The following is a 14576-nucleotide window of genomic DNA, read 5'->3' as shown; positions in this document are numbered from 1 at the left end:
ATAACGCGAATACGGATAAAGAGCTCAGCAAAACTGCTGAGCTCTTTATTTTTACCTACACTCTAGCTTATACAAACTCTAGATCGGGATGAACAAACGCTTCTTGGCAGGCGGAAAGAACGTGATCGACTTCGGCGGCAGTCATGTCCGCATTGACAGAAAAACGAATGATGTTCTTGTTTCTTCCTGTTGCAGGGCGACAGAAAACTGCACCAAAGACATTCCTTTCTTCTAGAAAGTCGCGAACTCGCTCAGTGTTTCTTTCGTTGCCACATTCTAGCGCGATAATTTGCGACTCACTGCGAATAGTAAACCCAATACGTTTTAAACCAACGGCTAGAGACTTCGCTCTTTTAAACAAAATCTCCCGCTTGTCATCGGCTTTTTTTATGACGTCCAGTGTTTTTTCTAACCGAATGATCTCTTGCGGTAACACGGTAGAACTGAAAATGGCAGGATACGCGACAAATGGAAGCGTCTTCGCCAGCTTTTCTGCCCCTAAAATTGCGCCAGCACGATAAGCAAATGTCTTTGCAAGACTTACGGTTACAAAGTCCACCATATGAGTCAAATCCAGCTCTTGCAGTAGCCCAGCGCCTTGCGGACCGTGCGTACCTAACGAGTGCGATTCATCCACAACTAAGCCGCAGTCAAACTCTTGTGCTATTTCGTAGATATCACGTAGAGGAGCAATGGTTCCGATAGTGCTGTAAACCGAATCCACAACAATAATTCCCGAACCATGGCGTGAAATCTGTTTTCGCAAGTGGTTGGTGTTGTTATGCATGAACGGATGAATTTGTGCTCCTGCGATACGTGCACCTTCCCATAAAGACATATGCGCAAAGAAGTCGATATACACAGGTATGTTCGGTGCACAAATAGTCTGTAATAAACCGACATTCGCAGCCCATCCTGATTGAGAAAGCAGACAGCTAGGCATGCCGACAAAACTGGCTAGTTGAGTTTCAAATGCAGGTTTCGACTCATCATCTTGCAAGAAAATCGCGGACATCACGACGTTGTCATCGTGTTGAGAAATCGCATCACGATGCGCGTTTTGAATCTCCTTGTTATGAGACAGTGCAAGGTAATCATTGCTTTGCATAACAACGGCATTACACGGTGGACGTTTACCAAGAACAAGGTGTTTCTTGTTCTCGTTCGGTTCAATTAGATCTTGAATATGAAAATCTAGGCGTTCCTCAATAAAGGAAGGAAGTGGTTTGCTTTGTATAGTTTCACTCATAATAAATCTCTTCTTCATATGGAAAAACGCCAGCGCTGACACTTATTCATATTGCGGATTTTGGGGAGAGTGTCACTAACCAGGTTGCATAAGTTTGCAGACCCTTGCAAACTCGACATTTGAGGGTTGGATGGTGGCTGTAACTCTATAGGGGCCCGGGGTCTAAACTAGTTTGTGCTTAAAGTTTATACGGCGATTTTTCGGTGTTTTTTTCGTGCTTCATATCTGGGTTTTGTATGAGGAATATAAAGTTTGAAAAGTGAAAAAATGGGCGCATTAGATAACAAAAAAGGCGCGAAAATCGCGCCTTAAAATATGATTGGGAAAAGATAATATCAGTTTATCGCTTATTACGTAGATAGCGCTTGCGGCGCTCTTCTTTACGCTTCGCTTTTTCTTCTTCTTTTCGAGCGGTTTCAATCTCGACTTCAATCAACTCTTGAGTGATCATTTCTGGGCGCTCTAGTGTAATTTGGCCTAGTATGCCTTGGCGAAGTTCGTGCAACAAAATCTCTGATACTTTGTGCAAGTCCACACGTCCACCTGCGCGTAGTGCACCACGGCGGCGACCAATCTCTTCCATGATCTCGATATCTGATTCAGGAAGCTCTTCGATTTGGTAACGCTCTTTAAGCTTGTCTGCATAGTGGGCTGCTAGGTACTCAATGGTGTAAAACGCAACCTCGTCGTATTCCATCGCAGTATCTTTTACAGCGCCAGTAGCAGCTAAACGGAAGCCACTGTGTGGGTTTTCCACTTTTGGCCACAGAATCCCTGGTGTATCGGATAAAACGATGCCATTTTGCAGGTTGATGCGCTGTTGACGACGTGTTACCGCTGGCTGGTTACCTGTCACCGCGATCGTTCGACCAGCTAGAGTATTGATGATTGTCGATTTCCCAACGTTTGGGATGCCCATGATCATGGTACGAATGTTTTTACCGATCTCTTCACGGTGTGGGGCAAGTTTACGGCAAAGCTCCATGATTCGATGCACTTCTTGCGGTTCTGACGTCGTGATTGCCATTGCTTTTACGTGTTGCTCTTGCTCCAAGTGCTCAATCCATAATTGAGTTAACTCAGGATCGGCCAAATCACGCTTGTTCAAGACTTTAACGACCGGCTTGTCACCACGGATTTGAGAAATCAAAGGGTTTTCACTACTGAAAGGAATACGAGCATCCAGTACTTCGATGATCACATCCACTTGTGGGATTGCTTCTTCGATCTCTTTACGTGCTTTGTGCATGTGGCCAGGAAACCACTGGATTGAGTTATTAACCATTTGAATTTAATACCTTAATTTTCTTACTGCTCCAACGGGCGTACGAGTAGTAATTTGAGCTTCGAGCAGCATAGTTTTAGACAGAGTGTGTTAAAACCGTACTTACTTTTGTGGCTCTGTACCGCAAAGTTGAGCGTTTCTTTCGTGTTAATGAGCTAGTTTATCACGGAATGAAGGCGAAGCATTCAAGATGGAGACAAAAAGCCACGGTTTACAAACGAGCAAGCAAACATTTGTTGAGTATGCTCGCCAACGGACTTACAACAAGTATTCACTTTGGTGAGATATTAAGCGCAAATATTGTGTAGTCAAAGGTGGATTGTTTTGTCGGTTTTTTCTGGCTTATTTCAAATTTTTATCTTTATATCAGCAATTTATATTTCATTTCGCTATTAGTCGAAATTTGACTTTTAGCCGACACAAATTAATCTGACTGCCCAGTCCGAGTAAGGCTTTATGCTCAGTACGATAAGTCGTATTACAGCGTTGTCCGTTGCCACATTTTTGCCAGTAGTTTCTTTTTTAACTCATTGATAGTGACAGTTATTGAGAACAGACAAGCAGACTGAGTTTTACATTGAGGCTGAGTAATGCTGGTCGATTTTGATCAGCGAGTGGCAGGATTAATTTAACCAATCGAGCAGGAGATCGAAAATATAGACTATTGGATAGAGATAAATGAATACACAGCTTAATGTGATGGTGATTGATGGTCATCCTCTACAAACCAAGATACTTACCCAAATATTGGGTCATAGTGGCGCTTCAGTCAGTACATTCAATTGTGTGGACACTGCTAGTCAATGTGCACAAGAGCAATATTTTGATGTGATCTTTTGCGATCTCCAGATGCCGGGAAAAGGCGGTATCGACATCTTGGAAGTATTCGACCAAATTCAGTATCACGGGCAAGTCGTGCTAGTCAGTTTGTTGGAGCAGAGCATCATCTCGGCAGTACGAGAAATGTGCGAAGGGTTTAGTTTTGAGATATTAGGAGAACTGCCTAAGCCGTACGACGAAATGCAAGTGGTTAAACTCCTCAACCAAATAAAAGATGAAAGAACGCGAAAAACAGCGTTTGCTCAACCTATCGTACTGCAAGACCAAGAGTTTTTGTTTGCTTTGGGTGAAGGGCGAGTGAAGAATTATTACCAACCTTTGGTAGACGCACACAGTGGTGAGCTTTTAGGTTATGAAGCGTTAGCGCGTTGGGTGCATCCCATTTATGGCGTGTTGTTACCAAACCACTTTCTTCCGATCGTAAAACGATGCCATTTGTCTTCTGAACTTTTTCAATCAGTGCTGATTAATACAATCTATGACATCAACAATAGGGGATTAACCCAAAAGGTCTCGATTAATGTCGACCACGAAAACTTGAACGACCCTGACTTCTCGCATCGTTTTATTCAACAATGCTCGGAAAGTGGTGTCGACCCGTCACAAATCACCATTGAGATTACAGAGCGGGAAGCTTTCCAAGCTAGCACGTCTATCTACAAAAACCTCATCAAACTCAGAATGAAAGGTGTCACGGTATCAATTGATGATTTTGGTACGGGCTCATCTACATTTGAAAAGTTGGCAAAGTTACCTTTTAACGAGATCAAACTTGACCCGCGTTTTTGTCTACGGAGCGAGTGAAGACCTGAAAAAGAAAAGCATTGTCATCGCTATTTGTGCTTTAGCGAAAAGCCTCAATATTCGTATTGTCGCAGAAGGTGTCGAAGACGAAGTAACCTATAAAACCATGCGCGAATGTGGAATAGACATCTGCCAAGGCTTTTACATTGATAAGCCCATGCCGTTAGAGGTAATCACTATTTTGAAGTAAAAATATGAAAAAATTGAACTGTTTGATCTTTGATGATCAAATGCTTATCTGTGTGGCTATCAGTGATAAAACCGTGAGTACCAAGAAACGTCGATTTTTAGACAAGTTTAATGTGAATGATGTTATTGAACTTGCAAAAGTAGTGGGAACATAAAGTGTTATGAATGTAAGAAGTTTTGTTTCTTCTTTTGCGGTTGCGATGTTGTTATTTATTGTATCGGTGACCATGATTGGTGCTGTACTCATCTCTTATGAGGAGAAGCAATTTAATACGTACGCTAACAATTTAGCAAAAACAAAGCAGAAGGTCATTCTGCTAGGCTTGTTGACCGAAGCTCAATTGGCGCAGTATGAAAACTTCAGCATCGAACAAATAGAAGTACTCACTGACTTCAGTTTTCAAGATGCAATTTATGCTTTAAGGCCGTATAAAAACCTAGATTATGTAGAAACTGTTGCTCGTAAAGCCCTACACCAAGCAGAAGCTCATTTGTCCAATGTCTACGATAGAGAAGACGCCATATTGTACTTTCGTTCTTACACTAGTGACAAACTCATCTTAGAACGACCAATCCCAGCTCTAGAGGGATCTAAAGAGACGTTTGATATAGAATGGTGCAGAGTGAATTACGCTTGTATTCTTGCCGCGTGGAAAGAGCAGCTCTCCGACCGAGTTCTTATCTCTAAGCCCTTCAAAACCACGTATTCTGATGAGATGGCATTAAGTATCATGAGTCCCGTCTACTATAGAGGGAAGCTTGTCGGCGAATTTTCGGAACAACTGTATTTATCATCGCTTTATAATGAAGGCAAAGCCGTTGACGTAGAGGTTAGTAACGGAAATAAGCAGATAATTATTTACTTTCCGAGCTACCCCTTAGCTCATTTTGCTTACACTCAATCCTATGTTGCCGACAATAATAATCTTGTTATTTACCAATATCCGTTTAGTAAAATAGTGGTGGACTACAGCTTTATTCTTGTCATCTATTTTGTCGTAGCGTTCGCCTATTATCGAAAAGCCAATGAATCTAAACAGAGCAAAATTCAATTAGAAAATGCTCTGAGTGATGTAACGCAAGATGACTTGACCGGATTATTAAATCGGCGAGTATTTAAAGAAGAGCGGTTTAAACATCGAATGGAGGTTGAACCATACTCTATCATTGCGATTGACGGAAATCGTATCAAGAAGATTAATGATCGTTACGGACACCATGTTGGCGATGAAGTCATTGTTATTATTGCAGACTCAATGAGAAAGGTTTTTCGGAACAGTGACTACTTAGTCAGGACTGGTGGTGATGAGTTTATTGTAATTTTGCCCGGATGCAGCATGAGCAAAGCTTCCATGTTAGCGAAAAAGCTCCGTGGCGCTGTTAAACACAATCGTTTAAATACATTAGATATAGAGATCAGCGTTAGTACTGGTGTTGCTATGCGCGAAGAGGATGAAACGATGCAAGAGGTGATCGTGAGAGCAGATGAAGAGTTATATGAAATGAAAAAACAGCGTGTTTGAGGACAACAATACATAACCATGACATAACTGTTTGATAAATTTGACCAAGCAGTACCCTTGGTCTTTTATATTAGTCGAGCAATGCATAATGCTCCTTTGATTGCTGATTATCATAAGACCCAACTGGTACTGTATCGTGAACAAAGACCTTGATCTAAACCTATTAAAAATACTGGTTCTGTTAGAAAAGCATCGTCAGCTTAAACCCGTAGCGAAAGCCTTGGGCAAGAGTGAGGCGTCGATCAGTAAATATCTTGCTCGCTTACGCATCCAACTTGGTGATGAACTATTCATTCGTCACCCACATCATTTAGAACCCACCAACTTTCTGATGCGTCAGCTACCCAAAATTGCAGATGCATTAGATAACTTAGAAACATGCTTAGTTCGATCAGAATTCAAACCAGAAAAATACAGTAAGGATATAACGGTCTGTTTACCCCAAACGGCTCAGTACTCATTTGGACACTTGTTGGCGATGGATTTAATGACGCTGTTTCCTAAAGCTCATATTACTGTCGCAACCATCACGGAATATACGGTGGACGAAATCCTTTTAGGCAAAGTGGATGCCCAGCTTCATTACTTCAATGATGAATTGCCAAAATCTATCCATCAGAAATTTATTGGCTACGCGCCTGCTGTGGTTGTTGTTCCGGAAGAGCTTGGGATCACCACTCTTGAAGAGGCTGCCAAACTGCCATTTATTATGCTTGAAATTATCGGTTGGAAAGAGAAAGAGCAGCTTGCAAAACGAGCAATGGAGAATCACGGTATGGTGATCAATCGAATTGCAGCGCTAGATAACGTGAGCAGTGTGCTAAAGCTGCTCAAACAAAAAAAGGCGGCGACGGTTTTTCTGGAGTATCAGGCGCCAATCGAAGGATACCGTTTTATTAGTATTCCTGAATCTTATTACCCCAACGGCTGGCCAAAGGTTGTACTTCAGATGAAGCAAAGCCATCGTCACGACGCAATGCATCAGATATTAACCGATGCCATTGCAAAATATATGAAGAACTAACGATCGCATTGAATGTTTTCAGCGCTTGGGATCGTATGCAGTAATTCAATCAATGAATCTGCATGGTATTTTTTCAAAATACGAGTTTTGTAAGTGCTGATGGTTTTAGCGCTGAGCGATAGTTGTTCTGAAATACGTTTATTTGAATAGCCCTGAGCTAAGTAGTGGAACACCATGGCTTCGCGATTGGATAGCGTGACATCACCAGTAGAAGGAGCGTGAGTAGACTTAAACATAGAGTACCCACGTGAGACACTCACAATCGCGTCAGCAATCGCTTCTTTTGTCTCGTTTTTATTCAAGAAACCATGAGCTCCCATCTCGTAAGCCGCTTTAGAAAGGCTGGAATAGTCGCGTGAAGAAATGAAAAGTAATTTACCTTGATAGCCCGTTGCTAAAATATTCTTCGCCAAACGCATACCATCTCGATCACCAAGGACAACGTCTAGAATAATAAAATCAATTTTTGTATTTCGAACTAAGTCCATTACTTCTGCGCTGTCTTTCGACTGAATGACTTCGGCTGTGTTGATTACGCTCTCAACAAGAGAAGTTAGTGCTTCGCTGTAAAGTGGTTGGTCATCAATGATAAGAACATTATTCAAATGGAGCCTCACTACTATCCGAACTGTCATACCGCCCAACGCAATATGATTGTATTAAGAGGGATTGTAGGAAAAACCTTTCTGATGGAAAGGAAAATGACATTTTCTATAATTGAAATTCACTGAGCACAATTGAATAAGATACTATCGAATACGCCAATACACGAGGGATTTCATATGTGTGGGTATAGTGATAGGCCAACGAAAAACATCAATATTAACCCTAAACTTTTCATCGAAATAGCCGCTAAAAGGGGGAAGGTAAGCTCGCACTAAGTTAACTCATGTTATCCTGTTCAAAAATGAGACATTTTTTCACAGTTTGATATGGAAATGTGCGTTGGCCGTCCTTTTGGTGGTTTACAAACTTTGTTGTAACGACTAAAAAGGATTCTTGGATTTTTAGCCTGAGAATGGCTTCTCATGGCGTTTGCATCAAACTTTTTCTGATGCGTATTTTGGTTGGATAATTGGCTTTATGAGTAACGTAACCAGCACCATTTTGACAGAAAGTGGTACCAATGAGCTTGAAATCATCGAGTTTCATTTAGAAAAAACATTGCCGGATGGCAGCACAAAAACTTGTTATTACGGCATCAACGTTGCGAAAGTACGAGAAGTGATTCGCGTACCAGAGACAACCGATTATCCAAACGCACAACCTCACATGATCGGGGTGTTTTCGTCCAGAGATGTATTGACGCCTTTAGTTGATTTAGCTGGTTGGTTAGGTGTACCAACACGCCAGGACCTAGAGCGTAAATTTGTTATCGTTACTGATTTCAACAAAATGACCAATGGCTTTCTGATTGATAGTATTTCACGTATTCATCGTATCTCTTGGAATGATGTGGAATCACCAAGTCAGTTTTTGGAAGCGGGCGAACAAGATTGTGTAGTGGCAGTTGTCCGCAAAGAAGGCAACCTGATCATGATTCTCGACTTTGAAAAAATCATCGCGGATATTAACCCAGAGCTGAGTATGGAAAAATACGATGTGAAAGGGGATAAGTCGGTAGATCTAAACCAGAGAATGGTGGGTAAGCGTAATGCTAAAACGATCATGGTGGTGGATGACTCAGCATTTATTCGCTCTTTGATTCAAGATACATTAGCTTCTTCAGGTTACAATGTGATCACTTGTAAAGACGGTGGTGAGGCTCATGAGAAATTAATGAGCTTAATCGAGGTCGCGAAAGAAGAAAACTTGCCAGTTAAAGAGCTGTTAGATGCGGTGGTTACGGACGTAGAAATGCCTCGAATGGATGGTATGCACTTAGTGAAGAGACTACGCGATACTGAAGCGTTTCATGAAATGCCGATCATTATGTTCTCATCATTGATGAGTGAGGATAACCGAGCCAAAGCACTGTCTCTTGGCGCAAATGATACGATTACCAAGCCAGAGATTGGCCGTATGGTGAATATGATGGATAAATACGTGTTTAACTTTGCGTAAACAAACCCGATAAGATTAAAAATAAGGCTGCCGATGGGCAGCCCTGTTGTTTTAAGAACAATGATTAATTACTAGAGTATAGTCTTGGTTTTCTCTAAGTGGTGGACCATAAATGATACTGCACTTCTCTTTTGACGCACTCTTGTCATCTCTTGCCATTATCGCTACGAGCCTTTTATCTTCAAAAGCCTCAATTTTCCAATCTGTTGTACCGTACTGATGTTCAAGTTCATGAACAAGCAACCCCAAAGCAGTCTCATCTGCATCAGGGTATCCGTATAAGAAGACGCATCGCTTGTTGGCGCCAATAGTACAGCCTTCGAAAGGCAGCTCTGCTTTGGTGAATTTATTATCAAAATTTGCAACATATGCTTTGCTCTCCAACCCTGCAATCGCCATTTTCCCATAACCGACACCGAGCGCTGATGCAATCGCGCCCTTCATGCCTTCTAATCGCGCTTCACGCGCATCACTTTGAAGGTTTAAAAAGCGTGGTGCGGCAGTGACAGCAAGAATGCCAAGCACGACAATAACTACGACTAACTCTATTAGAGTAAATCCAGTTTGTTTTCTCATATTATTTTCACAGCAAGTTAAAGGTAGAAAAAGTAACACTGACCGTACACTTGTTGTTGTGTAAATAAGTACGGTAATGACAAAATGATCAATAGTATAAAGCGATGAGTCATAAAGTGCTATACCGACGTAGTGAGAATCGATTACGCCTATATAGAGCGGGAGGAGGGTTCAAAGATCTAATGCGGCCGTTTTTGAGCAGTCATTAATTCCGTGGAAGAAATGCTGCATGAACAGTCGAGCATGAATTCGCCTAGATATAAGCATACGCGTACATCGGCTGAATGAAAGACGAAAAGAAGTGACGGCAAACCGCACAAATGGATTGTCTTTTTGTTCACTTTGATGAATGCTACGCGAGATTCATATCACAACACACTCGACGCATTCATCGTGCGAATGTGCTTTGCTTTCGTGTTTGGCTTTCAAATATAAGAATAATCTAAATGGAATTCGATTCGATAAACTTGCTTGCGATAGGGCTAATATTTCTTGGCTCTTATGTACAAACCGCAATAGGCTTTGGCTTGGCAATTGTTGCCGCACCTTTACTGATTCTTTGGGCGCCGGAGTATGTGCCTGCACCAATCTGTTTAGTCGCGTTATTTATTTCGTTGATGAATGCGATGAAGCACCGCAGTAGTGTTGAAATCGGCGGTTTAAAAATGGCATTGATTGGGCGTGTGCCCGGATCGGTCGCTGGCGGCTTGCTACTGTTTTTTGTCTCGACTCAAGCCCTTACACTTTGGATTGGTTTTTTGGTGTTATTCGCGGTTGTGGTGAGTGTTTTACCGTTTCGGGTTGAACCCACACCAGCGCGTATGACATTAGCAGGATTCTTTTCTGGATTGTTTGGTACCAGTTCGGCGATTGGAGGCCCGCCGATGGCGTTGTTGTTGCAACATCAAGAAGCAAATCAGTTACGTGGTAACCTGTCGGCATTTTTTGTTTTCAGTTCCATCATTTCGCTCGTTGTTCAAATTCCCGCTGGTTTCTTCACATTACACCATTTGGTGATTACTATTCCGCTATTACCTGCGGCAGCACTTGGGTATTGGCTCGCGATGAAAACCACCCAATCGTTACCAAAAGAAAAAATTCGGTTTGGAGCACTTATGTTGTGTTTTGTGAGTGGGTTTACAGCAGTAGTACAAGCGTTGAACCAGTAATGCCCTCAGCATCTTAAACTCACAGGGATATCGATCTCCTTTTATTATGCATAGCGCCATTTGTTTGCGCTGACTTGTTCGTTTAGATGAGCGATAGTTTTATGAATAACACTCGTTATGGCACTTTTATGGCAGCATTCTCCTTTGTAATTTGGGGGCTGCTACCCATTTATTATCGTTATTTACCGAATGCTTCAATGGATGAGTTGCTGGCATGGCGAATCATCGGCTCAGTTCCTGTCGGTTTTTTAATTGTGCTTGGTATAACCCGTCGAGGACCGAATTGGAAAGAAATCTGGTGTGACAAAAAATCTTTGTGGTATACGTTTGTCGCGAGCAGTTTGATGTGTATTTCATGGAGTGCGTTCACTTGGGCTTTGACTCACCATCGAGTCATTGATGCAAGCTTAGGCTTTTTTATTGGACCATTGGTTTCAGTGGCGTTAGGCGTGTTTATTCTTGGAGATAAGCTTTCAAAAGGCAAACTCATCGCAATTGTGCTAGCAACAATTGGCGTGATGTATCAAGTGATTCATTATGGCCAGTTACCTGTTATCGCACTAACGATGGGGTTGTTCTTTGCTTTGTATGGGTTGTACAAGAAGAAGATAACATACGACTGGAGCACCACCTTATTTGTTGAGGCGCTGCTATTGACTCCAGTTGCCGTGGCGTATTTGTTTTACAAACAATGGACAGTGGGTGAGTTGGCTTCAGGTGTAGATATCACAACATTGCTTTTGTACTTTGGCAGCGCACCGATCACGCTTTTACCACTGATTTTTTATTCTATCGCGATACGTATAACAAACTTATCGACAGTTGGTTTAATGCAATACATTGAACCAAGCTTGCAGTTTGTTTTGGCTGTCATGTTTTTCGGTGAACTGTTTGATGAAGTTAAAGCAGTGACCTTTGCCTTTATTTGGGTGGGGCTGTTATTTACAATCTTTGAAAGTATTGTCAAAGGGCATAAGCGTAAAAAGCTGGCCAATCATCCTTTATAGTGCACCATTCTTGAATATTCACGATTTCACTCTCACGTCCTCTATTCGAGGGCGTTTTTAGTTCCATAAAGTATTCTCTTACTCGTTTTCTTATATTCGAGTCAAAGCATAATTTGAGGTTAATTGACGCATTATCATTAGGATACCGCTATATTTATAGCCAAGTGACACGCTATATAATGAAAACCGGATCAAAAAGGACGACATATGATCACAGCTCTATACGCTAGCATTCTTGCAATACTGATTATTTGGTTGGCCGTTCAAGTGATTAAGCAGCGTCGCTTAAATCAGGTTGCTTATGCTGACGGAGGAGTAGAGGCTCTCCAAATCGCTCGTAGTGCACAGAGTAACGCGACAGAATATATCCCCATTACTCTGATTCTAATGGCACTATTAGAATTCAATAGCGCTTACCCAACCTGGATACATCTCACAGGCATTATTTTCGTGATCGGTCGAATTATCCATGCTCGAGGTATATTGAAAGAGGACTTAAAAAGGCGTGTTAGGGGCATGCAGGTGACATTCCTAGTGATACTTTCGCTGGTTGTGTTGAATATGATTTATCTTCCGTACGATAAGTTATGGTAAGTCTTCGTAGCTATATCCCGCCGCCATGGGTACTCGTTCTGATTGGGTTAGTACTGAATATTGGCGCGATCGTTCTTACTAGCTTGGTCCTTGATAGGCTTGGCAAACAGTATTCGCAACTCGCAGAGCAAAAGGCGGAAAACTTGTATTCCATCCAACTCGCGTGGAATAGCGTTGAAACTCTAGAAAGAAAAAGAGAGGCGTTGCTGCTTCACTTGCACATAGGTCAGAGCGCAGTGATACCTTCGGAGATAGAACAGATAGTGGAAGGGCACTTATCCTCTTGGACTCATCACGAATCGGATGAAATACAAATAGATAAACTCCCTCAGCTAATGTCAAAGATAAACCAAGCACAAGCTTCGTATAGAGATCGCATTGATGACTATTACATTGAGAATGTAGAGCTCAATGAGGTAATGGCAAAGCAAGATGAAAAGATCGCTTGGTACAAGAATATCGGGCTCTTCTTGCAAGTATTCGGACTCGCATTAATCCTCGCACGTGATTTGGCTAGGAAGCCATAGAACAAAAGTTAACGGTAGGGTTTATTGCGAAATGCCAATTATAATTTGCAAATTGCAATTCATTGCGTGAGCAAACAGTGGCTATTGGTGAAGTTTTAATGAAAGTGGTTAAATAACAACCTGTTTTTGTGCGCTACAAAGTTGGCACGTCTCATGCTTTAGTATGAGTGACCCTTTCTAAGCCGAGGGTCACCTAGCCAACTGACGTTGTTAGTGAACCACTTTGTTCACAAATATATACAGCCAATCACGAATCCTTGTGGTTGGCTTTTTTTATTTAAATGACACAGTTTAGAACTGTGCTTTAATCCAGATCATGCGATGGTCGGAAGACACATCTTTGCCATCACCATACTTGCCGATACGCGCATCGTTAAATAGCTTACGACCTTCTTCATAAGAAGCTGACCAGTATACACCAGAGTCCACCACATTTAGGTTTGCAGAAGGCAAGGCATAATCTACACCCAAGCCAAACGTCGAAGTGATGCGATTCGGATATGGGTGAGTGGAGCTGCGGTCAACAGCGTGTTCGGCTGCACCAAAGCTTGTCGGATAAAGCTCGCCATTCATCACGGTTTGGTTAACCAATGGATCATTATGCAGTTCTTGCATTACAGAGCTAATACCGTCACCGGCTACTGGATCAAGGTTTTGATCGCCCATCATTACGAATTTAGCCCCGCTCGCTAAGCCACCTTGCTTACCTGCATCGTCGTAGAAATAGTCTTTACCTTGAATGTAGTGATGCCAGAACTCTACTTCGGCTGCGTTTTGCGCTTTGTTTTTACCTGGGTCGAATACTGGTGGAGTAGGGTGCGACATCAGTAGATGCACAACTTCCTCGCCATTGCGAGTCGGAATGATAATTGGTGCATCTACGTGGTTTTTAGAAGATAGGCGTACTTGATCCCATTCTTCTGCAGAGTACCACTCATCACCACACTTCATGCCATCTGGAATCTTTTGTGAGCCGTCACAGATAGTAATGGTTGGAATCTTCGCACCTTCCATATCTTTCCATTTAAACGCTTGGAACGTACGCGTATTTGCCGTATCAATCTTGTATTTAGACATTAGGGCAAAGGCATATTGACCGTGGTACATGCCAAAGCCCCATGCATCGCCCGGCATTTGACCTGCTGTTCCATTGTTGTCGAGGTCAAACTCGCTTAGCAAACCTGTGTTGGTAGAGTAAGACTCCGCGTAAGGATATTCGATAGGTTCAAGGTTCGCTTCACCGCCTGCACCATTGATGCTTTGCGCGACAGACAGGTAGTTCTTCTGGAAGCCTTCAAGGGCAGCTTTGTTTTCGCCTGTTCCGTCGTTGTTGTATTCCGCCATCATAAGAACGTCAGGGCGATTCTTCTGAATAATCGCAGCAACGTTCCGAATTTGAATGACTTTTTCCGCAGTGGTTTTGTCTTCAGCGGCGATAGAACCGTCTAAATAGGCAGTAACCAATACAGTTTGCTGCGCTGGTTCAATTTGCATTTCACTCACTAAAGCTTCAAAAGTTGCACGGTCAAAAGAGAGGTTGTAAGTCGCTATTTTTACTTCTTTAGGCTGAACATTGACGTATTCAGTGTCGTCATTACATCCAGATAATAGAGCGGCGCCAACAAGGAGAGCGATAGAGGTTTTGATTGTTTTCATGGGTACGTCATACCTTATAATTGATTCGGCTGAATATTAAAGTCATCAGTAATTGTTTTAAGCGATATC

12 protein-coding genes and 1 pseudogene are annotated in these 14576 nt (G+C 42.2%); 8 read left to right on the top strand and 5 right to left on the bottom strand.

The window, feature by feature from the left end; genetic code table 11:
• Positions 1–67: 67 nt before the first annotated feature.
• Positions 68–1249 (bottom strand): alpha-hydroxyketone-type quorum-sensing autoinducer synthase, encoded by a 1182-nt coding sequence (gene cqsA / locus ACWYVB_RS04430; RefSeq protein WP_006742320.1) that lies wholly within the window; start codon positions 1247–1249, stop codon positions 68–70.
• Between the two features lie 340 nt (positions 1250–1589).
• Positions 1590–2534, bottom strand: a complete 945-nt coding sequence (gene ylqF / locus ACWYVB_RS04425) for a ribosome biogenesis GTPase YlqF (RefSeq protein ID WP_005395264.1) — start codon at positions 2532–2534, stop codon at positions 1590–1592.
• Positions 2535–3212: 678 nt separating this feature from the next.
• Between ylqF and ACWYVB_RS04420 the strand changes: the two are divergent.
• The 3 genes and pseudogenes from ACWYVB_RS04420 to ACWYVB_RS04410 all read left to right on the top strand — a co-directional run bounded on the left by ACWYVB_RS04420 (position 3213) and on the right by ACWYVB_RS04410 (position 6914).
• Positions 3213–4368 (top strand): annotated as a pseudogene (locus tag ACWYVB_RS04420) (EAL domain-containing response regulator).
• Positions 4369–4528: 160 nt separating this feature from the next.
• A complete protein-coding gene (locus ACWYVB_RS04415) occupies positions 4529–5890 on the top strand; it encodes a GGDEF domain-containing protein (RefSeq protein WP_317410477.1) in 1362 nt (453 codons plus the stop codon).
• 136 nt (positions 5891–6026) lie between these two features.
• Positions 6027–6914, top strand: a complete 888-nt coding sequence (locus tag ACWYVB_RS04410; protein ID WP_074190599.1) for a LysR family transcriptional regulator — start codon at positions 6027–6029, stop codon at positions 6912–6914.
• On the opposite strand, the gene ACWYVB_RS04405 is transcribed toward ACWYVB_RS04410, so the two are convergent.
• Positions 6911–7519 carry a response regulator transcription factor gene (locus ACWYVB_RS04405; RefSeq protein ID WP_005395257.1) on the bottom strand — a complete coding sequence of 203 codons (609 nt, stop codon included), beginning with the start codon at positions 7517–7519 and terminating at the stop codon, positions 6911–6913. The two genes, ACWYVB_RS04410 and ACWYVB_RS04405, sit on opposite strands and share 4 nt — an antisense overlap.
• 478 nt (positions 7520–7997) lie before the next feature.
• Between ACWYVB_RS04405 and ACWYVB_RS04400 the strand changes: the two genes are divergently transcribed.
• Entirely contained in the window at positions 7998–8978 is a 981-nt protein-coding gene (locus ACWYVB_RS04400; RefSeq protein WP_025998672.1) for a chemotaxis protein, read from the top strand.
• A 51-nt stretch (positions 8979–9029) separates the two neighbouring features.
• Here the strand turns inward: ACWYVB_RS04400 and ACWYVB_RS04395 are convergent, their stop codons facing one another.
• Positions 9030–9554, bottom strand: coding sequence for a prepilin-type N-terminal cleavage/methylation domain-containing protein (locus ACWYVB_RS04395; RefSeq protein ID WP_074190600.1), 525 nt, complete (start codon positions 9552–9554; stop codon positions 9030–9032).
• A 446-nt stretch (positions 9555–10000) separates the two neighbouring features.
• Between ACWYVB_RS04395 and ACWYVB_RS04390 the strand changes: the two genes are divergently transcribed.
• From ACWYVB_RS04390 to ACWYVB_RS04375, 4 genes are all read left to right on the top strand, one after another.
• Entirely contained in the window at positions 10001–10723 is a 723-nt protein-coding gene (locus tag ACWYVB_RS04390) for a sulfite exporter TauE/SafE family protein (RefSeq protein WP_005395248.1), read from the top strand.
• Between the two features lie 101 nt (positions 10724–10824).
• The gene (rarD, locus tag ACWYVB_RS04385; protein ID WP_005395245.1) at positions 10825–11730 is read left to right on the top strand and encodes an EamA family transporter RarD; all 906 of its coding nucleotides are present in this window, start codon (positions 10825–10827) and stop codon (positions 11728–11730) included.
• 207 nt (positions 11731–11937) lie between these two features.
• Complete coding sequence (locus ACWYVB_RS04380) at positions 11938–12324, top strand: MAPEG family protein (protein WP_012842326.1); 387 nt, start codon at positions 11938–11940, stop codon at positions 12322–12324.
• Positions 12318–12851, top strand: a complete 534-nt coding sequence (locus ACWYVB_RS04375) for a DNA mismatch repair protein (protein ID WP_258684735.1) — start codon at positions 12318–12320, stop codon at positions 12849–12851. Before ACWYVB_RS04380 ends, ACWYVB_RS04375 begins: the two co-directional genes overlap by 7 nt.
• 291 nt (positions 12852–13142) lie before the next feature.
• On the opposite strand, the gene ACWYVB_RS04370 is transcribed toward ACWYVB_RS04375, so the two are convergent.
• Positions 13143–14507 carry an endonuclease/exonuclease/phosphatase family protein gene (locus tag ACWYVB_RS04370; RefSeq protein ID WP_005395241.1) on the bottom strand — a complete coding sequence of 455 codons (1365 nt, stop codon included), beginning with the start codon at positions 14505–14507 and terminating at the stop codon, positions 13143–13145.
• Positions 14508–14576 lie beyond the last annotated feature (69 nt).

This window comes from Vibrio sp. JZG10 (genome assembly GCF_054064075.1).
This window is presented reverse-complemented; position numbering and strand designations above follow the sequence as displayed.